Origin of the sequence: Paludisphaera mucosa (genome assembly GCF_029589435.1) — a bacterium.
In the GTDB taxonomy this organism is placed as follows: domain Bacteria; phylum Planctomycetota; class Planctomycetia; order Isosphaerales; family Isosphaeraceae; genus Paludisphaera; species Paludisphaera mucosa.
This window is the reverse complement of record NZ_JARRAG010000002.1, coordinates 3509580-3533511: the sequence shown is the minus strand read 5'-3', so window position 1 is coordinate 3533511 and position 23932 is coordinate 3509580. Positions and strand designations below refer to the sequence as shown.

Below are 23932 nucleotides of genomic sequence, written 5' to 3'. Positions count from 1 at the left end.
CTCACGTCTCGTCGGGGGGAACGGGCTTCCGGGTCTTGCGTGCGTGGCGGACGGTGGCGGCGCCGCGCTTCGCGAGCGTCAATGCGGGCCGCCAGACGATTCGGAGCGTCAGGACGTCGAGCGTCCCGCCCGTGATGAAGCGGACCCACGGCGAGGCGAAGAACCGCGACTCGCTCGCCCTGTCGATCACGTAGAAGAAGACGGGCGTCAGCACGACGCCGAAGATGGTGACGCCGAGCATGCCGCTGAACACGGCCACGCCCAGCGACTTCCGCATCTCGGCGCCGGCCCCGTGGGCGTAGAGCAGGGGGAGCACGCCGAGGATGAAGGCCATCGACGTCATGATGATCGGCCGCAGCCGCAGCCGGCAGGCCTCCAGCGTCGCTTCGCGGACCGAGCGGCCCTGGGTGTGGATGAGCTTGGCGAACTGGACGATCAGGATCGAGTTCTTGCTCGCCAGGCCGACGAGCACGACCAGCCCGACCTGGGTGAAGATGTTGATGTCCGTCCCGGCGTTGTGCACCCCCAGCAGTGCGCTGTTGCGGACGCCGACGACGGCGCTGAGCATGCACAACGGGACCGAGAGGATGACCGCCAGCGGCATCGACCAGCTCTCGAACTGCGCCGCCAGGACGAGGAAGACCATGGCGATCGAGAAGCCGAAGACGTACAGCGCCGTGTTGCCCGCCTGCTGCTCCAGGAAGGCCAGCTCGGTCCACTCGAAGCTCATCGCCTGGGGCAGCTCGCGGGCGGCGAGGTTCTCCATCGCCTGGATCGCGGTCCCCGAGCTGACCCCCGGGACCGCCGAGCCGTTGATCGAGGCCGCGGGGTACATGTTGTAGCGGGTGAGGATCAAGGGCCCGTTCATCTCCTTGACCTGGGCCACGGCCCCGAGAGGGACCATCGTGCCGGCGTTGTTGCGCACCTGGAGCCGGCTGATGTCGTCCTTCTGGTCGCGATAGCGGGGCATCGCCTGGACCACCACCTGCCAGGTCCGCCCGAACAGGTTGAAGTCGTTGACGTAGAGCGACCCGAGGTACGCCTGCAGCGTCTGGAAGACGTCGCGGAGCGAGAGGCCCTTGACCATGCAGGCGTCGCGGTCGACGTCGAGGAAGATCTGCGGGACGTTGGCGCGGAAGACGGCCGTGAGGCCGTCGACGGCCGGCGTTCGGCGTTCGGCGGCTCCGGCGAACAGGTTGCCGAACCAGGCCGCCGAGCCCGGCTTCGGGGGCTCCTCCGGCTTGGCCGCCTCGGGCTTGGCCGACTCCATCGGGATCCGATCGCCCTTCACGTCGATGCCGGGGTTGATCGGGCTGACGTTGGCGGCGGCGACCAGGCGCTCGACCTCGCGCTGGAGCTGCACGGGGCCCAGGTCGCCGCGGTCCTCGACCATCAGCATCCAGCCCCCCGCGCGGCCGGCGCCGCGGATCGGCGGCGGGCCGAAGATCGAGACGTTGGCCTCGGGGACGGTCGACGCGAGCTGGCCGCGGAGCTTGTTCATGATGACCTCGTAATAGAGGTCGTCGGCCCGCCGCTCGTCGAAGGGGTTGAGGGTGATGAACATCGTCCCGAAGTTCGAGCCGAAGGCGCTCAGCAGCAGCGACTGGCCCGAGATCGCGACCGTCGACGCCACGCCCGGCGCTTTGCGGACGATGTCCGCCATCTTCCGAAGCGTCGCGCGGGTCCGCTCCAGCGAGGCCGAGTCGGGGAGCTGGATGTTCGCCAGCATGTACCCCATGTCCTGCGCCGGGACGAAGCCGCGCGGCGTCTTGATGAAGGTGTCGTACGTCAGGAAGAGCAGCCCGGCGTACACCGCGAAGACCAGCATGAAGACCCGCAGCAGGCTCCCCACCAGCCGCGAGTACAGGCTCGCCGAGGCGAGGAAGCCGCGGTTGAACAGAGTGAAGAACCCGCTCAGGATGCGGTTCACGATGCCGGACAGGCCCCAGAGCAGGAGGCCCCCCGCCACCATCCCCAGCACGCCGGCCGTCTGGCCGGGCGTCGCCCCCATGCGGTCGAGGACGTCCCGCGCCGAGTCGAGGACCGCCGCACGGCTGACCGCCTCGCTTCCGGCCCGTTCCAGATAGGGGAGCAGCCGCGGGCCCAGCGTCGTGTAGCCGAACCACGCGCCCATCCCGGCGAGCACAGGCCGGGGCAGGGCCTGGTACTCGCCCTTCTTGCGGGGCTTGAGGAGCAGGGCGGCCAGCGCCGGGCTCAGGGTCAGCGAGTTGATCGTCGACAGGATCGTCGACGACGCGATCGTGAGGGCGAATTGTCGGAAGAACTGGCCGGTGATCCCCGAGATGAACGCGCAGGGGACGAACACCGCCGTCAGCACCAGGCCGACGGCGATCACGGGCGCGGAGACCTCGGACATCGCCTGGATGGTCGCCGCCCGGGGCGCCATGCCGTGCTCGATGTGGTGCTCGACGGCCTCGACGACGACGATGGCGTCGTCGACCACGATGCCGATCGCCAGCACCAGCCCGAACAGCGTCAGGTTGTTCAGGCTGAACCCCATGCCCAGCATGACCGCGAAGGTCCCGACGATCCCGACCGGCACCGCCACCAGCGGGATCAGGGCCGACCGCCAGTTCTGCAGGAACAGGAGGACGACGAGCGCCACCAGCACGACCGAGTCCAGCAGGGTCTTGAAGACCTCCTGGATCGACTCCCGGATGAAGGGCGTCGTGTCGTAGCGGATCATGTAGTCGAGGCCTTCGGGGAAGTCCTTCCTCAGCTCGTCGATCTTGGCGCGGACGATGTCGGCCGTCTCGAGCGCGTTGGCGTCGGGGAGCATGAAGATGGCCATGTTGGCCACGGGCATGCCGTTGATCTCGCTGTCGATGTCGAGGCTGCGGGCCCCCATCTCGATCTCGCCCAGGTCGCGGATCCGGACGAGCCGGCCCTCGGCGCCCCGCTTGACGATCACATCCTTGAACTGGTCCACCTCGTTGAGCCGGCCCAGGGTGTCGATCGTGAACTGGGTGCGCTGGCCGTTGGCCGAGGGGGTCTGGCCGACCGAGCCGGCGGCCACCTGCACGTTCTGCTCGCGGAGCGCGGCGACGACGTCGCCGGCGTTGAGCTTGCGGGTGGCGAGCTTGTCGGGGTCGAGCCAGATCCGCATGCTGTAATTGCGTGTGCCGAGCACGCCGACGTCGCTGATCCCCGGGACCCGCGCCAGCTCCTCGCGGACTTTCATCAGGGCGTAGTTGCTCAGGTAGAGCTGGTCGTAGCGGCCGTCGGGCGAATAGATGCCGATCGACAGCAGGATGTCGGGCGAGCGCTTGCGGGTCGTCACGCCGGTCGCCTTGATGACGTCCGGCAGCATCGGCAGCGCCAGGGCCACCCGGTTCTGCACCAGGACCTGGGCCAGGTCGAGGTTGATCCCCTGCTTGAAGGTCACGGTCAGCGTGTAGTTGCCGTCGTTGGTCGACTGCGACGACATGTACATCATCTCGTCGACGCCGTTGACCTTCTGCTCGATCGGCGAGGCGACGGTGTCGGCGACGACCTGCGCGTTGGCCCCCGGGTACTGGCAGGTCACCATCACCGTGGGGGGGGCGATCTGCGGGAACATCGCGACCGGCAGGCTGTAGAGCGAGAGCCCGCCGGCCAGCGTGATCACGATCGAGATCACCGAGGCGAAGATCGGCCTGTCGATGAAGAAGCGCGTGAACACGGCTGGGGCGTCTCACCTGGGGCGTCGGGGCGGAGGAAGCTCGGGGCTGACGTCGCGGGCCGTCAGTGCGCCTTGGGCGCGGCGGCCGCGGGAGACCCGGCCGGCGAAGATGCGTCGGGAGCCTTGACCGGCGCGGTGGGGCCGGTCGGCGCGGGCTTGGCGGCCGTCGCGTCGGCCTCGGACTCGAAGGCGCGGGCGGCGACGGGCGAGTCCTTGCGGAGCTTTTGCAGGCCGCTGACCACCACCATGTCGTCGGGCTGGAGGCCCTCGGAGACCTCGCGGAAGCCGTCGACCAGGACGCCGATCTGGCCCAGGCCGACGAGCGTGTGGTTGAACTTGGGGATCGGCGAGCCGTCGCGGTTGGCCAGCGGCTTGCCCGTCTTGTCCTCGAAGAAGGCCGGCTTGCCGTCCTTCATCGCCCGGCGCAGGACGTAGACCTTCTTCTGCCCCTGGTCGGACGTCAGCGCCTCCTCGCGGATCATCAGGGCCTTGTGGGGCTCGCCGATCGGCAGCTTGACGCGGACGAACAGGCCCGGCGTGAACAGGCCGGTCGGGTTGTCGAGCCGGGCGCGGAAGCGGAGGGTGCCGGTGTTCAGGTCGACGCGGTTGTCGGTGAAGTCGACGAGGCCCTTGTGGCGGTACTCCTTCTCGTCCGACAGCCCGATCTCGACGGGGACCTGCTTGTCGCCGTCGGCCTTGACCTTGCCCTCGTCGAGCAGGCGGCGGATCCGCAGCATGGCCGCCTCGTGGACGTCGAAGTAGACGTAGATCGGGTCCTGGCTGACGACCGAGGTCAGGGCCGTCGTGTCGGCCTGCACGAGGTTGCCCGGGTCGACCAGGCGGCGGCCGAGCCGGCCGCCGATGGGCGAGGTGACGCGCGTGAACTCCAGGTCGAGCAGCGCCAGGTCGTGGGCGGCCTTGGCCGTGCCGATCGCCGCGACGGACTCGGCGTGGTCGAAGGCGTAGCGGTCGTACTCCTCCCGGCTGATCGAGAGGCCGCGGTCGTAGAGGACCTTCGCCCGCTGGTACTCGTTGCTGCACCGCTTGGCGTGCGCCTCGGCCTGCTCGAGCGCCGCCTGGGTCCGGTCGACGGCCGACTGGAAGGGCCGGGCGTCGATCTGGAAGAGGACGCCGTCCTTCTCGACGTGCTGGCCGTCCTGGAAGTAGACCTGGTTCAGGTAGCCCGAGACCCGCGCCCGGATCTCGACCGACATCACCGCCTCGGTCCGGCCGGGGAAGGTCTCGAAGTCCAGCACCTCGCGGGTGATCGGCTTGTCGAAAAGCACGAGGTCCGGCGGCCGAGCGGCGGGCGAGGTCGACGACGATGCGCTCCCGCATCCCGCGACGCAACCGCACGCCAGCATCGCCAGCCCGAACGAGACGCGACGATTCATAAACCCTGCGCTCCTCACCTTGAGAATTAAGACTTCGCCCGCCCGCCGTCCGCCGCCCGCACCCCGGTGGACTTCGCGACCCGGGGCAGGGGGGGGGCCCCGTCGAGCAGGTCGACGTCCGCCAGCCGGGCCCGCTCGGCGTCCGTGAGGATCCCCCGGAAGACGACGTCGAGGATGTCGCGGGCCTGCTCCGCGACGGGCTTCGCCTGGCCGGCGAAGTAATTGCTGAACATCGTGCCGTAGATCAGGTTGCCGATCACGTCGCTGATCTGCTGGGGGGAGATCTCGCGGAATCTGCCGTCGATCGTCAGCCCCGCGTAGACCTGACGCCACTTCATGCCGTGGGCCTGGCGGTGCTCGATGTACGTGGGCCGGGTCCGGTCCTTGAACTGCGCCCGCTCCTGGATCAGCAGCTCCACGTACTCCGGGTGCTCGGCGAAGAAGGTCAGGAAGGCCAGGATCGCCCGGGCGATGCGTTGGAGCCCGTCTTCTACTCCAGCGATATACGCCTCGACCTGGGCCGACATCATTTGCATAACCCGGTCCGCGGCAGCCAAGAACAGGTCGCGCTTGCTCGGAAAACAGCGGTAGATCGTCCCCTTGCCGATCCCCAGCCGGTTCGCCAACTCCTGCGTCATGGCGTCCGAAAACCCATGCTCCGCAAAGAGTTCCGTCGCCGTGTCGAGGATCTCCTCGCGGCGGGTCTCGACGTCCTTCTCGCGACGTCGGGGCTTCAGCTTGTCTTCGTAGGCCGCGCTCATCAGTGAAACAACCTTAATGGGGACTGACCGGTCAGTCCATGAATTATCACGGGGCGTCGGATAAAGGCAACCTTGAATATTGGGGGTTGATTTCGGGGGCTCGCGCGTCCATGATACAGGCGACGCGGCCCCAAGGGTGATCCGATCCCTGCGCGCCGACGGCCCACCGCTCGCCCCGCCTTGCCGCCCGCGGAACCGCCCCGCCGTCGACGACCGGTCGACTGGACATCCCCCCAGCCTCCAGCCGAAAAAGCGGATCGACTCATGACCATGCATGACGCCTCGCGCGATCGGCTCCGACGCCCCTCTCGAACGACCGTCGCCGCCCTGGCGATGCTGATCAGCCCCCTGGTCGCGAACGGCGAGGAACCGGCGGCGGGCGCGAAGCCCACGGCCGACGCGGTGGCCTTCTTCGAGACGTCGATCCGGCCGGTCCTGGTCGAGTCCTGCCAGAAGTGTCACGGGCCGGAGAAGCAGAAGGCCGACTTCCGCGTCGACAGCCGCGAAGCGATCCTCAAGGGGGGCTCGCTGGGCCCGGCGGTCGTCCCCGGCAAGCCCGCCGAGTCGCCCATGGTCCAGGCCCTGGCGCACGCCGGCGACGAGGGGCTGAAAATGCCCCCCGCCGGCAAGCTTTCGGAACCGGCGATCCAGGCCCTCACACGCTGGGTCGAGATGGGCGCGCCCTGGGGCGACGCCGCGGCCGGCCCGTCGGCCTCGGCCGCCGATCCCGCCCGCGACCACTGGGCCTTCCAGCCGCTGAAGCCCGCGCCCGCTCCCGACGTCCACGATCGCGCCTGGGTCCGGTCGTCGCTCGACGCCCGGATTCTCGCGAGGCTTGAGCAGGAGGGGATGACCCCGTCCCCGGCCGTCGACCGCCGGACGCTCCTCCGCCGCGCCTCGCTCGACCTGCTGGGCGTCCCGCCGACGCTGGACGAGATCCGGGTCTTCGAAGCCGACCCGTCGCCCGACGCCTTCGCGAAGGTCGTCGACCGACTGCTGGCCTCGCCGCTCTACGGCGAGCGCTGGGGGAGACACTGGTTGGACGTCGCCCGCTACGCCGACACGAAGGGGTACGTCTTCCAGGAGGAGCGCAAGTACCCGTACGCGTTCACCTATCGCGACTACGTGATCGACGCCTTCAACGCCGACGTCCCCTTCGACCGCTTCGTCGTCGAGCAGCTTGCCGCCGACCAGCTCCCGGCCGATGGCGATACCAAGCGGCTGGCGGCGATGGGCTTCCTGACGGTCGGCCGGCGGTTCCTGCAGGACAAGAACGAGATCATCGACGACCGGATCGACCTGGTGGGCCGCGGCCTGCTCGGCCTGACGGTCGCCTGCGCCCGCTGCCACGACCACAAGTTCGACCCGATCCCGACCGAGGACTACTACTCGCTGTACGGCGTCTTCGCCAGCTCGATCGAGCCCGCCGAGCTGCCCCGGCTCGACGGCGGCTCGGCGGCCGAGTCGGCCGACGTCCAGGACCTGGAGAAGCAGCTCGCCGAGGCCCGCAAGGCCCGCGACGACTACAAGGCCGCCCGCCGGGCGGAGGTCGTCGACGACCTCCAGGCCCGCGGCTCGCTCTACCTGAAGGCCGCGTACGACGTCGGCTTCGACCCCCGAGCCACGGGGGCGGACGACCGCGCCAAGCGCGACGGCCTGGCCTCGCTCCGGCTGCGGCTGGCCGCCCGGCTGTGGAAGGCCCGCGTCGACGTCCCCGCCGCCGACGCCGACCCCGTGCTCGCCCCCTGGAAGCTCTTCCAGGCCCTGCCCAAGGACGAGTTTACGGCCCAGGCCCCCGAGACGTTCGCGAAGCTCGACGAACGGAACCAGGCGAAGCCGGGTTCGGTCCATCCCCTCGTCCTGGCGGCCCTCCGCGAGGCGAAGCCGACCTCGATGGAGCAGGTCGCCGCCGGCTATGCGGCCCTGCTCGCCGGGGTGGAAGAGCGCCTCCGCGCGGCGGGAGACAAGAAGGGGCAGCCTTTGGCCGAGCCCGAGTGGGAGTCGCTCCGGCAGGCGTTGCACGCCCCCGGCGGGCCGCTGATCCCGGGACCCGGCGAGGACCGCGGGCTGATCGACCGGGCCCAGCGCGCCGAGCTTCAGAAGCTCGAGAACAAGATCGCCGAGGTCGACAAGGCGTCGGCCGGGCGGATCCGCCGGGCGATGGTCATGAACGACGCCCCCCAGCCGACGGACCCCCACGTCTTCGTCCGCGGCAATCCCGGCCGTCCGGGGAAGCCGGTCCCGCGTCAGTTCCTCAAGGTCCTGAGCGGCCCCGAGCGTCAGCCGTTCGCGAAGGGGAGCGGCCGGCTGGAGCTGGCCCAGGCGATCGTCGGCCGGGCGGCCCCGCTGGCGGCCCGGGTGATCGTCAATCGCGTCTGGCGCTGGCACCTGGGCGAAGGGCTGGTCGACAGCCCCAGCGACTTCGGCGTCCGGGCCGACCCGCCCTCGCATCCCGACCTGCTCGACGACCTGGCGGCCGGCTTCGTCGCCGACGGCTGGTCGATCAAGGGCCTGCATCGCCGGATCATGCTGTCGAGCGTCTATCAGCAGTCGAGCGTCCTGCGGCCCGACTGCCTGGTCAAGGACGCCCGCAATCGGCTGGTCTGGCGGTTCAACCGCCAGCGGCTGGACTTCGAGGCCCTCCGCGACTCGATCCTGGCCGTCTGCGGCTCGCTCGACCCGGCGCGGGGGGGGCCGTCGGTCGCCTTCGACGGCTCATCGAACCCGCCCCGCCGCACGGTGTACGGGTTCATCGACCGCCAGAACATGGACGGGGTCTACCGGGCGTTCGACTTCGCCATCCCCGACGCCACCAACCCGCGACGGTTCGTCACGACGGTGCCCCAGCAGGCGTTGTTCCTGATGAACAGCCCGTTCGTGCAGGACCAGGCCCGCCGCCTGGCCGCCGAAGTGGCGACGGCCGACCAGGCCGCGGCCGTGCGGTCGGTCTACGAGCGGGTGCTGGGACGCGGGCCGGACGAGCGCGAGGCGGCGTTGGCCCTGGCCTTCGTGGGCCGTCCCGCCGCCGCGAACGAGCCCACGGCGCCGCCCCTGGCGCAGCTCGCCCAGGTGCTCATGCTCACGAATGAATTCCTCTTCGTCGATTGATCGACCCGGCCGCCCGGGTTTGAGGGCTTTCCCGATGTCGCACGTCCCCAACGGGCTCGAAAACAGGCTCGCCACCCGCCGCGAGATGCTCTGCCGCTCGGGCGTGGGCTTCGGCTCGCTGGCCCTCGGCGCGCTGCTCTCGGAGACCGGCGGCCTCGGTCGCGCGGCGCGGGCCGCCGACGCCGTCCCCGCGCCGGCCGGGATGTCGGCCAACCCGCTGCTCCCCAAGGCGGCCCCGGGGAAGGGGACGGCCAAGCGGGTCGTCCACCTGTTCATGAACGGCGGGATGTCGCACGTCGACACCTTCGATCCCAAGCCGACGCTGACCAAGTACCACGGCAAGGAAGTCCCGACCAACCTGCCGACCGAGCGCAAGACCGGCGCGGCGCTGGGGTCGCCTTACAAGTTCCGCAAGTACGGCGAGAGCGGCCTGGAAGTCAGCGAGATCTTCGCGCGGACGGCCCAGATGGCCGACGAGATGTGCGTCGTCCGCTCGATGCACGCCGACGTCCCGAACCATGAGCCGTCCTTGATGCTCATGAACTGCGGCGAGGCGCGGCAGGCGCGGCCCAGCCTGGGCTCGTGGGTGCTCTACGGGCTCGGGACCGAGAACCAGAACCTGCCCGGCTTCCTCGTCATGTGCCCCGACGGCTTCCCGATCGCCGAGTCCCAGAACTGGCAGTCGGCATTCCTGCCGGGCGTATATCAGGGGACGTACCTCGACAGCCGCAACACCGACATCGAGAAGCTGATCGCCCACATCCGCAACCACGGAGTCGGCCCGCAGGCCCAGCGCGCCCAGCTCGACCTGCTCGCGGAGCTGAACCGCGAGCACCTCGACCGTCGCCGGCACGAGGCCGACCTGGAGGCCCGCATCCAGTCGTTCGAGCTGGCCTACCGGATGCAGTCCGAGGCCGCCGACGCGTTCGACGTCGATCGCGAGCCGCAGCACGTCCGCGACCTCTACGGGCCGGGCGTCCACGCCCGCCAGCTGCTGGCGACCCGCAGGCTCCTCGAACGCGGCGTTCGGTTCGTGCAGCTCTGGCACGGCGCGGGGCAGCCCTGGGACAACCACGACGACCTGGAGACCGGCCATCGCTCGCTCGCCCAGCAGTGCGACCAGGGGATCGCCGCTTTCCTGTTCGACCTCAAGCAGCGCGGGATGCTCGACGACACGCTCGTCGTCTGCTCGGGCGAGTTCGGCCGCACGCCGACCGTCGAGCTGCCCACGCCCGGCGCCAACGCCGGCAAGATGAACGGCCGCGACCACAACCACTACGGCTTCACCGCCTGGCTGGCGGGCGGCGGTGTCAAGAAGGGCCACGTCCACGGGGCGACCGACGAGCTGGGCTTCCAGGCCGTCGAGAACAAGGTCCACGTCCACGACCTCCACGCCACGATCCTGCACCTGCTCGGCTTCGACCACGAGAAATTCACCTTCCACTATGCAGGCCGCGACTTCCGCCTGACCGACGTCCACGGCCGCGTCGTGCACGAGATCGTCGCGTGAGCGCCCGCCTGCTGACCCCTCGACGGCTCCAGGCCCTGGGCATGGTCGTCATCGGCGGCCTGCTCGGCTACGCGATCGCCGCCTCGTGGAACCGGCTCGCGGTCGAACCCGCCGCCGACCGTGAGCCCCCCGCCGCGGCCGCGCCCTCGGCCGGCGTCGAGGCCGCCCCCGCGCCGCGCGAATGAATCGTCGGCCGCTTTCCCCTTGATTGCTCTGACGTTTGTCCCTAGGATCGTTCGCCGGGGACGACGGGCCGAGGTGCATCACCGGGGGGATTGCGTCAACATGGCTGATCGACGTCGTCGGGGGTTCACCCTGATCGAGCTGCTGATCGTCATCGCGATCATCGCGATCCTGATCGCCCTCTTGCTGCCCGCCGTGCAGGCGGCCCGCGAGACGGCGCGGCGGGCGCAGTGCCTCAACAACCTCAAGCAGGCGGCGCTCGGGTTCTTGAACTTCCACGACGTCCGCCGCGGCTTCCCGCCGGCCCGGACGACGATCCCGGCGTCGCACGGATGGTGCGTCGACCTGCTCCCCCACCTGGAACAGCGCCCGCTCTACGACGGCTTCAACCTCGGCCTGCATTTCTACCACCTGGGCAACTCCACCGTGGTCCAGACGGTCGTGGCGACGTTCCTCTGCCCGTCGGCCCCGCACGACGACCTGTTGATGGCGATGGGCGACCAGTCCAACGTCCCGTTCAACACCACCGGGGCGGTCGGCGACTACTTCGTCAACCACCTGCTGAACCCCCAGGGCCTCCCCGCCGGCACGACGCGGAACCCGGCCCTGAAGACGCAGGACGACCTCCAGCCCATCGGCAACATCGTGGACGGCACGTCGAACACGACCCTGATCCAGGAGCAGGCGGGACGTCCCGGCTACTACCTGCGGAATCGGGTGCGGCAGCCCACGACGGTGGGCCTGAACCTGCCGATGTGGTGGGGGCCCTGGGCCGCCTGGCAGCATTTTCAGTTCCAGGGTTACACGGCCGACGGCCGCGCGCTGGGCTGGGCCTGCGCCGTGAATTGCAGCAATTCGCAGGGCGTCTACGGCTTCCACGTCGGCGGGGCCAACGTCGCCTTCTGCGACGGCGGCGTCCGGTTCTTGAAGGACACGGTCGCCGTCCCGATCGTCTTCGCCCTGGCCACGCGCGACGGCGGCGAGATCGTCTCGGCGTCGGAATACTGAGCGAGCCCCGGAGATGCGGATGGACCTACGACGGCTTCGCCCCGCCCTCCTGGCGACGGCGGTCTTCGCGGGCTGCGGCGAGCCCCAGGACGGACCGCCCATCCACCCGGTATCGGGACGCGTCCTCGTCGACGGCGCGCCGGCCGTCGGCGCGGAGGTCGTCTTCCATTCCACACAGACGCTCGGCACCGTCACGCCGCCACCGACCGCCATCGTGGAGCCCGACGGCGCGTTCCGGCCGAGCACCCGGACGGCCGGCGACGGGGCCCCGGCCGGCGAATACCGCCTGACGGTCGTCTGGCGGGGCGGCCCCGGCCTCCTCGCAGACGACGCGGGCGGCGGCGAGGACCGGTTGCGCGGCCGCTACGCCAGGGCGGAAACGTCCGGGCTCCAGGCCACGATCCGTCCCGGCGAGAACGTCATCCCCCCCATCGATTTGAAGGCGGCCAAGTCGCGTCGCTGATCGGGAGATCCGCCATGAGAATGCGTTCCCTCCGTCTTCTGATCGCAGTCTTCGGACTCGCGATCGCGCCCGCGGCCGCCGGGGCCGACGACAAGCCGTCGATCCTCTGCCTGACCGGGCCGAGCATGAAGACGTCGATCGAGGAGCTGGCCAGGGTCTACGAGGAGCGGACCGGCGTCCACGTCGTCGTCGAGATGAACGACCCCCGTTCGCTCATCGAGCGCATCAAGGTCGTCGAGCACGCCGACCTGTTCATCTCCCACGACCCGTTCCTGGCCATGCTGGACCGCGACGGGATCAAGGTGCGACGCGCCTGGAATCCGGCCTCGCTCACGCCGGTGATCGCCGTCGCCCGGGGCAACCCCAAGGGGATCAAGGGCTTGAAGGACCTGGCCCGGCCGGGCGTGCGGATGGGCGTGACCAATCCCGGGACCGCGATCTCGGGGAACATCCTCGCGCTGATGCTGCGGAAGGCGGGCGTCGAGCGCGAGGTCGAGGCGAACGTGGTCAAGCGGGCCGCGGCCGGTCGCCAGCTGGCCGCGGCCCTCGTCGCCGACGAGCTGGACGCGGCGTTCGTCTGGAACGCCGTGGTCTACGCCAACCGCGAGAAGATCGAGGCCGTCGACGTCCCCGCGGAGCAGCGCCCTCAGGAGGGGCCCGAGTCGGTCATGGCGCACCCGTCGCTGGGCCGGATCGAGCTGGACCACGTCCGCGTGACGATCGCACTTCTGGATTCGACCGCTCACGAGGAGTCGGCCCGGAGCTTCGCCGAGCTGGTCGCCTCGCCGGAGGGGGCGGCCGTCTTCCTCGCCCACGGCTTCTCGCCCGCCGATCCCCGGCGGGCGCCCGGATCGGCCGAGGCCCGGTCGTCCGGTCGCTGATCCCGTTTCGAGGACGACGAAGAGATCGCGGTCGGCTTCCCCGGGCGACGTGTTGGCGCGGGATGGCATCAACCATACCATGAGGGTTGATCCGGCCCCCGAGCGCGCTCGTCGGCGAGGGTCGCGGCGGCGTCCGCGGCCGTCGCACGCCGACGCGGGGAGCGCCGGAACGCGGCGTCGCGTCTTGCATCCCGGACACATCCCTGAGGACCGCCCCCGTGCGACGACTCCCGTTCGACCCGTCCCGCACTCCGGACCGCCGGGTCGCCCCCGCCTTGCTGGCGGCGGCGCTCGTCGGGCTCTGCATCCCGGTCGACGCGGCGGCCCAGACGGCGCCCGCCGCCAAGTCGGCGGCCGTCGAGCCGGCATCCCCCGCGACGTCGACCCCCGGCGCGGCCTATGTCGCACGCGACAACCTGGGGATGTACCTGGAATTCGACGGCCTCGACGCCCACGAGGACGCCTGGCGCAAGACGGCCGCGTACCGCATGCTCAACGACACGCCGATGGGCGCCATGCTCCAGGAGGTCGGCGTCCCGCTGTTCGAACGCGTCGCGGGCTGGCTGCCGAATCGGAAGATCAACGGGGCCGACGGGGTGGCCATCATCAAGCACCTCGCCCGCAAGGGCTTCGTCGTCGCCGCCCACGCCGACCCGAGCGCCCCCACGGGAAGGCGCGGGGTGATCGTGCTCAAGGGGGCGGTGACGAGCAAGGAGAGCCAGGCGCTGTTCAGCCGCCTCGTCGGCTCGTTCATGGACCCCGCCGCCAAGCCTCGGCCCGAGCGGAAGGGGGGCCGGGTGATCGTCGTCGTCCCGTCGGCGAAGGGGGATCCCAAGACGCCCGATCAGGGATGGGCCTGGTGGCCCGAGAAGAAGGAAGACCTCGTGATCGGCTTCGGCCAGCCCTCCGACGCCGACGCCGTCGCGGCGACGCTCGACGGCAAGTCGCCCAACGTGGTGGGCTACGAACCGGTGACCGCCCTCGCCAAGATCGAAGCGGGCCTGGTCCCCGTTTTGAGGGCCTTCGTCGACCCCAACGTCCGGCCGGGGAAGCTGGATCAGCCCATGGTCGACCTCGGCGTCAAGAAGGTCGAGTACGTCTGGGGGTTCCAGGACGACGCCCTGGCGAGCGTCACCCGGATCGTGGCCCCCAAGCCCCGGCAGGGCGCGCTGGCGTTCCTCGACCAGCCCGTCTTCGAGGCCAAGAAGCTGCTGCCCATCCCCGACGGCGTCGAATACTTCGCCTCCGCCTCGCTCAAGCCCGAGCAGTGGTCGGCCATGATCAAGTCGGTCGCGCTCGGCGCCGGCGAGGTGGCCAAGGGGAGGTATGAGGAGATCGCCGAGAACGTCCGGACCCGGAGCCGCATGGACTTCGAGAAGGACTTCCTGGGCAACCTGGGGCCGCGGGTGGTCGTCTACCTGTCCCCCAACACCTCCGCCGCGACCGTCGAGGAAGCGCCGGCCGGCAGCCTCACCGACCCCACCGCGCTGCTCAGCATGATGGGCCCTCGGACGCCCAAGCCCGTGCTGGTCGCCGAGGTCGGCGACCCGGCCCGCTTCAGCCGGGCGCTCGACGCGGTCATGCTGGAGGTCAACCGGAAGATCAAGGAGGCCGCCGCCGAGCAGGTCGCCGCGGCGGTCAAGGCGGAGGCCGCGAGGCCCGGCCCGGGCGGTCCCGGCGGTCCGGGCTTTCCCGGCGGGCGGGGCGAGGGCGAAGGGGCCGGCGGCGAGCGCAAGGACCGCCGCCGCGACGAGGCCGCCATCCCCGAATTCCGCCTCCTCCCCAGCCAGGCGGGCGAGAACTCTCGCACCTATACGTTGTACGTCCCCACGTCGTCCCAGGCGAAGTTCGTGACGCCCGGCTTCAAGCCGACCGTCCGCCTGGAGGCGGGATTCCTGGCGGTCTCGACCTCTCCCGAGGCGGCGCGGCTGGCGGTCGAATCGCTGCGGCGCAAGACCTGGACGGCCCCGGAGGCCATCGCCCAGGCCCTCGCCAAGGCGCCGGAGTCCGCCGTCCTGCTCATGTACGGCGACTTCCGCGAGACGACCGCGGCCGTCCTGGCGAGCCTCCCCGGGACCTTGCAGACCGGCATCAACACCGCGATCGCCGCCAGCGAGGTGATCCTGAACCCGCCGGCCGTCGCCAACGCGCCGGGCCAGGGAGCGGCGGGCCTGCCGGGCATCTCCTCGGCCCTGTCGTCCTCCGGCGGGTCGTCGAGCAGCGGCATGATCGCCCCCGGCGGGTCGTCGAACAGCGGGATGTCGTCCAGCCGCGGCAGCAGCAGCGGGATGCGGGGCCCCGGCGGGATGATGTCCCCGGGCGTGGGCAGTTCGTCGATGGGGCCCCAGGGTCCCCAGGGCGGAGGCCCCGGCGCCGCGGCGCCGGGTCCGGGCGACGCCTCGATGATCTCGATCCGCGTCGACCCGGCCCACCTCCCGAAGGCCGACGAATTGAAGGCCCTGATGTTCCCGTCGACGACGACCGTGGCCGTCGACGACGATTCGATCCGGATCGTCACCCGCGGCGCGTTCCCCGACATGACGGCCCTGCTGGGGACCAAGGGGGTGCTCCCCGCGATGCTCGCCCCGGCGATCGCGAGCGCCCGGGTCGCCGCCAGGGCGGCCGCCGCGAACGCGGCCGCGACGGCCGCACCGGCCCAGCCGGGACAGCCCGGCCAGCCGGGGGCCGGACCGGGCCAGCCGGGAGCGGGGGCCATGCCGCCGAAAGGCGGGGCCGGTCGCCGCGGACCGGACCGCTGACGCCCCGGGCTTCGGCCGCGCCCCAGGAATCGTCTCTCGGTCCCGACCTGCGCGACAGCCGCGGGGGTCGGGCCGCGACCGCGAGGCCCGTCGGCCTCGCGGTCGATCCGTCGTCCTGAATCCGCTCTCGTATCGGAGGACGCATCGATGGAACTCGTCAGTGAAGTCACCGCCCGTCTCGAGAACAAGCCCGGCCGGCTGGCGAAGATCTGCTCGGCTCTCGCCCAGGAGAAGGTGGACGTCCTGGCCATCAGCGTCATGGAGTCCGGCGGCGTCAGCGTCCTCCGCCTGGTGACCTCCGACCTCGACGCCGCCAAACGCGTGTTGACCTCACTGGGGACCGAGTCCACCGTCGACGAGGTGCTCGCCCTCCAGATCGAGAACCGCACGGGCTCGCTGGCGGGCGTCCTGGAGAAGCTGGCGGCCGAGCACATCAACATCGAGTACGCCTACGTCTCGTCGACGACGAGCCAGGGCAAGGCCCTGGCGATCCTGCACACCGCGAACCTCAAGCGCGCCCAGCAGATCTTGCGAGAGCCGGGCGCCTCGACCTCGGAGAAGCCGGGCGGCCGGCGCCCGTTGCACTCGCGCTGAGGCCGAATCCGGGCCGCGGCCGTTTCCTCCCCCCCGATCGAAGGGCTCGACTTGGCGAACAAGAAGAAGAAGGTCCGGATCGACCTGAAGAAGAACCGCCAGAAGCGTACGCGGGCCAACGACCTGACGCGCGCGTTCGGCGACGAGAAGCCGGCCTCGTCCGAGTCGATCGCCGGCGAGCGGGTCCGTCCCAAGGGGGAGATGTCGCGCCGTCGCACCATCATGACGGACGTGAACGAGGCGCCGTCCCCGCCGGGGGGCGGCGGCGCCGGGGGCGGCGGCGAGGGGGCGTCCGGGCGGCGGGCGGTCGACGAGTCGGCCTGGGTCGCGGGCCGGGTCGTCCGGATCCACGGCCTGCTCAACGTGGTCGACACGGACGACGGCCGGTCGTTCCCGTGTCACGTCCGCCGACTGCTCAAGAGCATGGCGATCGACGGCCGCAACGTCGTCGCCGTCGGCGACCGCGTCTGGTTCCGACCCCCCGAGGGGGGCGGCGAGGAGGGGGTCATCGAACGGGTCGAAGCCCGCAGCGGGGTCGTCACCCGCGGCTATCGCGGCCGGCGCCACGTTCTGGCCGCCAACGTCGATTCCGTCTTCATCGTCTCGGCGCTCGCCGAGCCCGGCCTCAAGATCAGCCTCATCGACCGCTACCTCGCGGCCGCGGAGGTCGGCGGCGTCCGCCCCGTGATCGTGCTGAACAAGGCCGACCTCGTGGACGTCGCGCCCTATCAATGGGTGGTCGGCCTGTACACGCAGCTCGGCTACGAGACGATCGTCACGTCGGCCCCCGACGGCCGCGGCATCGACCGCCTCCGGGGCCTGCTGCGGAAGGGCGTGACGGCCATCTCCGGCCAGAGCGGCGTCGGCAAGAGTTCCCTGCTCAACGTCATCCAGCCCGGGCTGAACCTGCGCGTGAACGAGGTCTCCGACTGGACGTCCAAGGGCAAGCACACGACGACCACCGCCGAGCTGATCCGTTTGAACGACGGCGGTTACGTCGTCGACACGCCCGGCCTGCGGCAGTTCGAGCTCTGGGGCGTCCTCCCCGCCGAGCTGGAGGGCTGCTTCGTCGAATTCCGCCCCTTCATCCCCCTCTGCCGTTTCCCCGACTGCTCCCATACCCACGAGAACCGTTGCGCCGTCAAGGACGCGGTCTACTGGGGGTGGATCCACGCGGGACGTTACGAGAGCTACCTCAAGCTCTACCACCAGAAGCCCGACGAGGGCTTCTGACCGCCGCGGCGACGACCTCGTCGCAGACCTGAGCGAACCCGCCGGCCCTCGGCCGGGTCGGTAGGGCGCATGGGTTCTCCGCTGGCGGCGGCCTTCCGAGAATCCGCGGCGCTATCGGGGCCGCTTCAACGACTAGTTTCGTGAACGGCGAGGCGAAGCGGAACGGGTCGGGACGGTCGCCGACGGCACATCGCCGGCGAGGCGAGGTCGCCCGATCCTAGGGGGTACGCGCCCGGCAAGGGGCGGCTCGCAGGTTTCTCGGGCTCGGCCGCAAGAAATTCGTCGTCCCCGCGAATCATCACCCGTAGGGCCGCACGATTTCGACCGCCGCGCCGTCGCGAGCAAGGGACGAGAAGGCGGTCGGTCTGCCGCAAAGCCGCGGCGTGGAACGAGTTCGCGCCCTAGCGCTCGATAGGAGATCGGAGAGCCATGAACGACGAACAGTCACTCGGCCGGATCGAGGATGAACGTGCCGAAGGCGGACGCCGGACCCGCGGCGGTCGAGTGCGGTTGTCGTGGGTGAGTTGGGAAGCGGCGGTGTTCCTGCTGGTCTCGGCGATCGTCGCCGTCATCCTCTCGACGCGGCTCGACATCGAGGACGAAGGCCGCGGCCGCAGCCACGGCTCGACCACGGGCGGCCACGACGATCTGCTCGAGGCGCTGGCCCTCGATACCAACCGGGACGTCCTGATCTCGTCCGGCTCCGACGACACGGTCCGGTTCTGGGACCTGGACCTCGGCAAGCCGACCTGGGGCGAAGAGGTGCTCACGCTGCCCCACGACTCGCATCCCTACGCCCTGGCGCCGAGCGCCGACGGCCGCTACCTGGCCGTCGGCGGGGCCAAGCACCTGGCCGTCTGGGAGAACGGGGCCGAGGGATGGAAGCCGTTGGTGGCGAAGGAGGGGAGCGACTATCGCTATTTGGCGTTCGCGCCCGATTCGCGGTCCTTGGCGATCGGCGGCGAGACGGGCGAGATCCGGATCCTTGCGATCCCCTCCATGGAAGAGCGGGTCGTCCTGAAGGGCCTGACCGACATGGTCCACTCCGTCGCCTTCTCGGTCGACGGCGATCGCGTGGCCGCCTCCACGTTCGGCGGCGAGCTGCGGATCTGGGACTGGAAGACGGGGCGCGAGCAGCCGATCGCCCGCAAGCTCGGCCGCGTCCACTGCTTCGCCTTCTCGCCCGACGGCCGCACCATCGCGACGGCCGCGTGGCGGGCGGGCGAGGGAGGGGGGGCCATCCTCTGGGACCTGGCCAGCGGCGAGGTGAAGGCCAGGATGGGCGGCGACGAGGGTTTCAACGCCCTGGCCTTCTCGCCGGGCGGGGGCCTGATCGCGGCCGCCGGCGTGAACCAGACGATCCAGCTCTGGGACGCACGCACGGGCGAGGTCCGCGGCACGCTCGACAAGGGCGTGGGATGGGTCAAGACGATCCTCTTCACCCAGGGCGGCTCACGCCTGGCCTACGGCGGCCGCGACGGGGCCATCCGCTTCTGGGACGTCCCCGCCGCCCCCGCCGACAAACGCCTGGGGACGCGGCACGACGGCCCGAAGTCGCGGGCCGGCTGACCGGAAGGGGCGAGACCTCGGTCGCCGAATCCCTTAAGATCGACACTCCCCGGCGCGGTCGTCGAGAGTGCTGCTGGAAACCGCGGTGCGATCCGGGAGAGACGGTGGCCGATCCCTCGGAGCCCAGCCTGATGAGCCTCGCCGGCGAAACGAGCCCGCCCGTCGAACGCCTGCTGGACGGCGCGCGCGCGGGCGACGGCGCGGCGCTGGGGCTGCTGCTCCAGCGGTATCACAACTACCTCGCCCTCCTCGCCCGGGTCCAGCTCGGCCGGCGGATCCAGGCCAAGATCGACGTGCTCGACCTGGTCCAGGACGTGTCGCTGGAGGTCCACCGCCGGATCGGCGGCTTCCGGGGCGGGTCCGAGGGCGAGTTCCTGGCGTGGCTGCGGCAGATCCTCGGCGGCGTGCTGGCCAACCAGATCCGCCGGTACTTCGGCGCCAAGCGGCGGGACGTCCGCCTGGAGCGCGACCTCTACGAGGATCTCGACCGGTCGTCGAAGGCCATGATCGGGCCGCTGGTCGCCACCCAGAGCTCGCCGAGCGCCCAGGCGTCGCGCCGGGAGCAGGCCGTCCTGCTGGCCGACGCGCTCAATGGATTGACCGCCGACTATCGCGAGGTGATCATCCTCCGCCAGCTCGAAGGCCTCAGCTTCCCCGAAGTCTCCGAACGCATGGGGCGGACGCAGGACAGCGTCAAGAACCTCTGGGCCCGGGCCCTCGCCAAGCTCCGTCGCGAACTGGAGGCGCTCGATGGACTTTGAACGGCCGGAGGACGCGACCGAGGCGTTCAGCGCCGACTTCGCGGCGGGGCCCGACGGCGACGACGACCCCCGCCTCGCCCGGGCGCTGGACGAGTACGAGGCTGCCTGCGCGCGCGGCGAACGGCCCCTCCGCTCGGCCTTCCTCCGCGAGCACGCGGCGATCGCGACCGAGCTGGAGGAATGCCTGGAGGGGCTCGACCGCCTCCGCAGCGCGGGGGTCTGGTTCCAGGGCGGCGTCCCCATGCCGCCGGAGCGCCTCGGCGACTACCGCATCATCCGCGAGTTGGGACGCGGCGGGATGGGCATCGTCTACGAGGCCGAGCAGTCGTCGCTGGGCCGTCGCGTCGCCCTGAAGCTGCTGCCGTCGACGGCGGCGATGGACCCCCGCCACGTCCAGCGGTTCCAGGTCGAGGTCCAGGCGGCGGGCCACCTGCGGCACCCGAACATCGTCCCCATCTACGCCGTGGGCTGCGACTCGGGCGTCCATTATTACAGCATGCAGTACATCTCGGGACGCCCGCTCTCGGCGTGGATCGACGAGATGCGGCGGCAGCGCGACGCCCATCCCGGCTCGCCGCCGTCGTGGGCCCCGCCTTCTCGCGACGGCGACGAGCCGCCCGCCCGATCCTCCCGGCCGGGGGCCACGTTCTTCCGCCGGGTCGCGCGGCTCGGCCTGCAGGCGGCCGAGGCGCTCGACCATGCGCACGGCCTGGGCGTGGTCCATCGCGACGTCAAGCCGAGCAACCTTTTGATCGACGAGGAGGGGGATCTCTGGGTCGCCGACTTCGGCCTCGCCCGGCTGCACGGGGCTTCGGGGCTGACCGCGACGGGCGACCTCGTGGGGACGCTCCGCTACATGAGCCCCGAGCAGGTGATCGCCGACCGGGGCGTCGTCGACCACCGCACCGACCTCTACTCGCTGGGCGTGACGCTCTACGAGCTGCTGGCCCTCGAACCGGCCTTCCCGGGCGGCGAGATGGCCGCACTCGTGCAGCGGATCACCAACGAGGATCCGGCCCCGCCCTCCCGATCGACGCCCCAGGTCCCGCGCGACCTGGAGACGATCGTCCTGAAGGCCATGGCGAAGGAGGCCGCCAACCGATACGCCTCGGCGCGCGAGATGGCCGAGGACCTCAGGCGGTTCCTCGACGACAAGGCCGTCCTCGCCCGCCGCCCGACCCTGATCGAGCACGCCGTGCGCTGGGGGCGTCGGCATCGGCCGATCGCCGCGGCCCTGGCCGGGGTCCTGGTGCTGGCCACGGTCTGCCTGGCGATCAGCACGCTGGTGATCTGGGGCGCCATGTCCCGCATCCGCAGCGAGTCGGACGCGCGGCGGATGCAGCTCGACCGGGCCGAGGTCAATCTCGACGTCGCCCACCGCGCGTTGGAGCTCTACCTGGACTCGGCCGAGTCGTGGTTCCCGCGCGAGTCGGAGGACGATCGCGGCGACGTCGACCTGCTCCGCACCGCCTTGCAGTTCTACGAGCTGATCGCGTCGCGCAACGACGCCGACCGGCGGGTGATCGACCGCACGTTCAACGCCTACAGCCGGATCGGCGACATCCGCCTGACGCTCGGCCAGATCGGCGAGGCGGAAGACGCCTACCGTCGGGCCATGCAGGGCATGCTCAAGCGTCTCGAAGCCGCGCCGGACGACGCCAACGCGTTCCAGCTCGCCGTCATCCTCCGGAAGTACGCGGACCTCCTGCGACGGCAGGCGGTCTACGGGCCCTGCGACTGGGCCGTCGAGCAGTCCGTCCAGCTCTTCCGCCAGACCGTCGAGCACGCGCCGGCCGACCCGTCGAATCGATTCGCCCTGGCCCAGGCCCTGAACCTCAAGGCGAACATCGAGGGCGACACCGGGCGGATCGAGAAGGCTCTGGCGGATACGAACGAAGCCCTCGGCCTGCTGGAGCCCCTGGAAGGCCGGGTCGGACCTGGGCAGCCGCCGGCGATCGACCTCAAGAATGAGCTGGCCTCCGCCTACACGGGCCTGGGGACCTGGCTGCAACTCGGCCGCCGCCGCGGCGAGGCCGAGGCGGCGTATCGCAAGGGCCTCAAGCTCGTCGAGGAATTCCAGGCCGCATCCTCCGTCCATCCGGTCGGCCGGGAATCGCTGGCCCGCTGCTACGCTCGACTCGGGGAGCTCCAGCTCGAAGCCCGCCGGCACGAAGAGGCGGTCGTCTCGCTGGAGCAGGGGATCGCCGCCCTGAAACGCCTCGTGACCGACTACCCGCGCGTCCCGCGGTACAAGCGCGAGCTGGGCCGTTTGTACGAGGTGTTGAGCCGGCTGTACTGGGAGACCGACCGCCCCGAAGACTCCGAGGCCGCACTCAAGACGGCCTCCGAATACGACCCCAAGCGCGAGGCCTTCGAGCAGGTCCGCCTGAACAACATCGCCTGGTACCTGGTGACCACGCCCGACATCGCCGCGCGGAACCCGGCCAAGGCCGTCGAGCTGGCCGAGCTGGTCGTGGCCAACGCCCCGGACGCGTGGGCCTGCTGGAACACTCTGGGCGTCGCCCGCTACCGCAACGGCGACTGGCAGGGCGCCAAGGCGGCCTTCGAACGCTCCCTGGAGCTGAACGCCGACGAGAAGGCGTTCGACGGATTCGGCCTGGCCATGACCCTCTGGAGGCTCGGCCGCAAGGAGGAAGCCCGCGACTGGTACCGCCGTTCCGAGGAATACCGGCGTCGCGAGCGTCCCGACGACCTGGAGCTGCATCGCTTCCTCGCCGAGGCCCGAGCCCTGATGGGCGAGGCGATCGGAGATCCGACCGCCCCTCCCGCGGGCATCGCCGACGTGATCGCCAGCCCGTGGTTCGGCCTCCCCGGACGCCGGATCGGGAGCCCGAGCGAGGACCGGGTCGCGCCCTCGGGCCCCGGCAGGCCCCGGTTCGGCGCGGCCCTCAAACGCCGACGTGGGCCCGTCCCGCACGACGACCCGTTCCTCAGGCCCTGAGCGAACGGAGGCCGGCCCGCGCGTCGGCGGGCCGGCCCTCTTGCGAGGCGGTTCGGATCTCGCGACGTCGCCGACTCAGTCCTGACGGATTTCGACCTTCCTGACGTGCGCCTCGGGCCGCTTGCGGAGCGTCAGGTGAAGGACACCGTCGGCGAGCCGGGCGTCGACCGATTCGGAGTCGACCGACTCGGGAAGCGTCAGCGACCGCTCGAAGCGGCCGAACGTCCGGCCGTTGTAGGCGTAGCGCCGCTCCTCGACCACCGCGCGCTGGGCCTTGATCGTCAGGACGTCCTTGTGGATCGAGACGTCCACGTCCTTGAGTTCGACCCCGGGCAGGTCGACCTCGATATGAAACCAGCCCTCGTCGCTCCAGAGCGAGAGGGGCAGGGGATCGCCGCCCGATCGGTTCAAAGCCTTCGCCTGGGAACCTTCCCCCAGGTATCGCCCGAAAAGGGCTTCCATCTCCCTGTCGAAACGACCGAGACCATGGACTGCCACAGGGAACCGATTACGCGTGAAGGTGGACATGGTTTCACTCTCCTCGATTCAAATCCGTCGAGACGTCGTCCGTCGGGATTCGGGCCTATCGTTTCACTCAGAGGTCTCTCTCTGCGAGAACCTCTTGAAGTTGGGACGAAAGCACGATGGATGCCAATTCAATAGAAAATCGCAAACGATAATCGGATTGAGGTTTAGAGAAAAACGATGGAACCATAGCCTCGAGATCCCATTTGATTACGGCAGTCGATAAGCAATTCGTGATGCCAAATTGGCATTCAAGTGGATTTTGGCCATCTCGGCTGCCATTCGGAGAATGGTCGACCTTGCTAAGGAAAATCGACGCCTAGGTACTAGAGTTGCATCAATGAAGTCACGAGATGATGCGTGGGGAAATTCCGACGAGGGATGTCCCCAGTCCGAATAATCTCGTAGAAACGCTGAAAGGCTTCAGGAGTCGCCCCGACTCGAAGCCTGAAGATCGTGCGAAGTAGGTCGTGACGGCGTCGCCGCGGAAGGCGGATCGCCAGGAAGAGGGTCGCCGACGAGCGACGACCGACCGGGCG

The 23932-nt window shown here is 70.3% G+C and carries 16 protein-coding genes; 12 read left to right on the top strand and 4 right to left on the bottom strand.

All coding sequences use genetic code 11. From position 1 onward, the window contains the following. Nucleotide 1: 1 nt before the first annotated feature. The 3 genes from PZE19_RS33170 to PZE19_RS23310 all read right to left on the bottom strand — a co-directional run bounded on the left by PZE19_RS33170 (nt 2) and on the right by PZE19_RS23310 (nt 5837). Nucleotides 2-3682 (bottom strand): efflux RND transporter permease subunit, encoded by a 3681-nt coding sequence (locus PZE19_RS33170; protein WP_277863003.1) that lies wholly within the window; start codon nt 3680-3682, stop codon nt 2-4. Nucleotides 3683-3744: 62 nt separating this feature from the next. Continuing rightward, complete coding sequence (locus tag PZE19_RS23315) at nt 3745-5076, bottom strand: efflux RND transporter periplasmic adaptor subunit (RefSeq protein ID WP_277863002.1); 1332 nt, start codon at nt 5074-5076, stop codon at nt 3745-3747. 26 nt (nt 5077-5102) lie between these two features. Then, nucleotides 5103-5837, bottom strand: a complete 735-nt coding sequence (locus PZE19_RS23310) for a TetR/AcrR family transcriptional regulator (RefSeq protein WP_277863001.1) — start codon at nt 5835-5837, stop codon at nt 5103-5105. Between the two features lie 264 nt (nt 5838-6101). On the opposite strand from PZE19_RS23310, the gene PZE19_RS23305 reads away from it, so the two are divergent. From PZE19_RS23305 to PZE19_RS23250, 12 genes are all read left to right on the top strand, one after another. After that, nucleotides 6102-8945 (top strand): PSD1 and planctomycete cytochrome C domain-containing protein, encoded by a 2844-nt coding sequence (locus tag PZE19_RS23305; RefSeq protein ID WP_277863000.1) that lies wholly within the window; start codon nt 6102-6104, stop codon nt 8943-8945. Nucleotides 8946-8979: 34 nt separating this feature from the next. After that, nucleotides 8980-10455 carry a DUF1501 domain-containing protein gene (locus PZE19_RS23300; RefSeq protein WP_277862999.1) on the top strand — a complete coding sequence of 492 codons (1476 nt, stop codon included), beginning with the start codon at nt 8980-8982 and terminating at the stop codon, nt 10453-10455. Further along, complete coding sequence (locus PZE19_RS23295) at nt 10452-10640, top strand: hypothetical protein (RefSeq protein WP_277862998.1); 189 nt, start codon at nt 10452-10454, stop codon at nt 10638-10640. The genes PZE19_RS23300 and PZE19_RS23295 overlap by 4 nt, the downstream gene beginning before the upstream one ends. Before the next feature lie 100 nt (nt 10641-10740). After that, nucleotides 10741-11646 carry a DUF1559 domain-containing protein gene (locus PZE19_RS23290; RefSeq protein WP_277862997.1) on the top strand — a complete coding sequence of 302 codons (906 nt, stop codon included), beginning with the start codon at nt 10741-10743 and terminating at the stop codon, nt 11644-11646. Nucleotides 11647-11665: 19 nt separating this feature from the next. Next, complete coding sequence (locus tag PZE19_RS23285) at nt 11666-12109, top strand: hypothetical protein (RefSeq protein WP_277862996.1); 444 nt, start codon at nt 11666-11668, stop codon at nt 12107-12109. Between the two features lie 14 nt (nt 12110-12123). After that, nucleotides 12124-12990: an extracellular solute-binding protein gene (locus tag PZE19_RS23280; RefSeq protein ID WP_277862995.1), complete on the top strand. Its 867-nt coding sequence runs from the start codon at nt 12124-12126 to the stop codon at nt 12988-12990. A gap of 218 nt (nt 12991-13208) precedes the next feature. Next, nucleotides 13209-15749, top strand: coding sequence for a hypothetical protein (locus tag PZE19_RS23275; protein WP_277862994.1), 2541 nt, complete (start codon nt 13209-13211; stop codon nt 15747-15749). A gap of 147 nt (nt 15750-15896) precedes the next feature. After that, nucleotides 15897-16343 (top strand): ACT domain-containing protein, encoded by a 447-nt coding sequence (locus PZE19_RS23270; RefSeq protein WP_277862993.1) that lies wholly within the window; start codon nt 15897-15899, stop codon nt 16341-16343. 51 nt (nt 16344-16394) lie between these two features. Continuing rightward, nucleotides 16395-17576 (top strand): ribosome small subunit-dependent GTPase A, encoded by a 1182-nt coding sequence (gene rsgA / locus PZE19_RS23265; RefSeq protein WP_277862992.1) that lies wholly within the window; start codon nt 16395-16397, stop codon nt 17574-17576. A gap of 429 nt (nt 17577-18005) precedes the next feature. Further along, nucleotides 18006-19145, top strand: a complete 1140-nt coding sequence (locus PZE19_RS23260) for a WD40 repeat domain-containing protein (RefSeq protein ID WP_277862991.1) — start codon at nt 18006-18008, stop codon at nt 19143-19145. Between the two features lie 104 nt (nt 19146-19249). Then, nucleotides 19250-19906: a sigma-70 family RNA polymerase sigma factor gene (locus tag PZE19_RS23255; RefSeq protein ID WP_277862990.1), complete on the top strand. Its 657-nt coding sequence runs from the start codon at nt 19250-19252 to the stop codon at nt 19904-19906. Continuing rightward, entirely contained in the window at nt 19896-22868 is a 2973-nt protein-coding gene (locus tag PZE19_RS23250) for a serine/threonine-protein kinase (RefSeq protein ID WP_277862989.1), read from the top strand. Before PZE19_RS23255 ends, PZE19_RS23250 begins: the two co-directional genes overlap by 11 nt. A 75-nt stretch (nt 22869-22943) precedes the next feature. Here the strand turns inward: PZE19_RS23250 and PZE19_RS23245 are convergent, their stop codons facing one another. Then, nucleotides 22944-23330 carry an Hsp20/alpha crystallin family protein gene (locus PZE19_RS23245; protein ID WP_277862988.1) on the bottom strand — a complete coding sequence of 129 codons (387 nt, stop codon included), beginning with the start codon at nt 23328-23330 and terminating at the stop codon, nt 22944-22946. Nucleotides 23331-23932 lie beyond the last annotated feature (602 nt).

Coding starts and splice junctions, on each gene's coding strand:
- PZE19_RS23305 (WP_277863000.1), top strand. CDS start 6,102: ATGACCATGCATGACGCCTCGCGCGATCGGCTCCGACGCCCCTCTCGA.
- PZE19_RS23290 (WP_277862997.1), top strand. CDS start 10,741: ATGGCTGATCGACGTCGTCGGGGGTTCACCCTGATCGAGCTGCTGATC.
- PZE19_RS23315 (WP_277863002.1), bottom strand. CDS start 5,076: ATGAATCGTCGCGTCTCGTTCGGGCTGGCGATGCTGGCGTGCGGTTGC.
- PZE19_RS23260 (WP_277862991.1), top strand. CDS start 18,006: ATGAACGACGAACAGTCACTCGGCCGGATCGAGGATGAACGTGCCGAA.
- PZE19_RS23310 (WP_277863001.1), bottom strand. CDS start 5,837: ATGAGCGCGGCCTACGAAGACAAGCTGAAGCCCCGACGTCGCGAGAAG.
- PZE19_RS23300 (WP_277862999.1), top strand. CDS start 8,980: ATGTCGCACGTCCCCAACGGGCTCGAAAACAGGCTCGCCACCCGCCGC.
- PZE19_RS23245 (WP_277862988.1), bottom strand. CDS start 23,330: ATGGAAGCCCTTTTCGGGCGATACCTGGGGGAAGGTTCCCAGGCGAAG.
- PZE19_RS23280 (WP_277862995.1), top strand. CDS start 12,124: ATGAGAATGCGTTCCCTCCGTCTTCTGATCGCAGTCTTCGGACTCGCG.
- PZE19_RS23285 (WP_277862996.1), top strand. CDS start 11,666: ATGGACCTACGACGGCTTCGCCCCGCCCTCCTGGCGACGGCGGTCTTC.
- PZE19_RS23250 (WP_277862989.1), top strand. CDS start 19,896: ATGGACTTTGAACGGCCGGAGGACGCGACCGAGGCGTTCAGCGCCGAC.
- PZE19_RS23270 (WP_277862993.1), top strand. CDS start 15,897: ATGGAACTCGTCAGTGAAGTCACCGCCCGTCTCGAGAACAAGCCCGGC.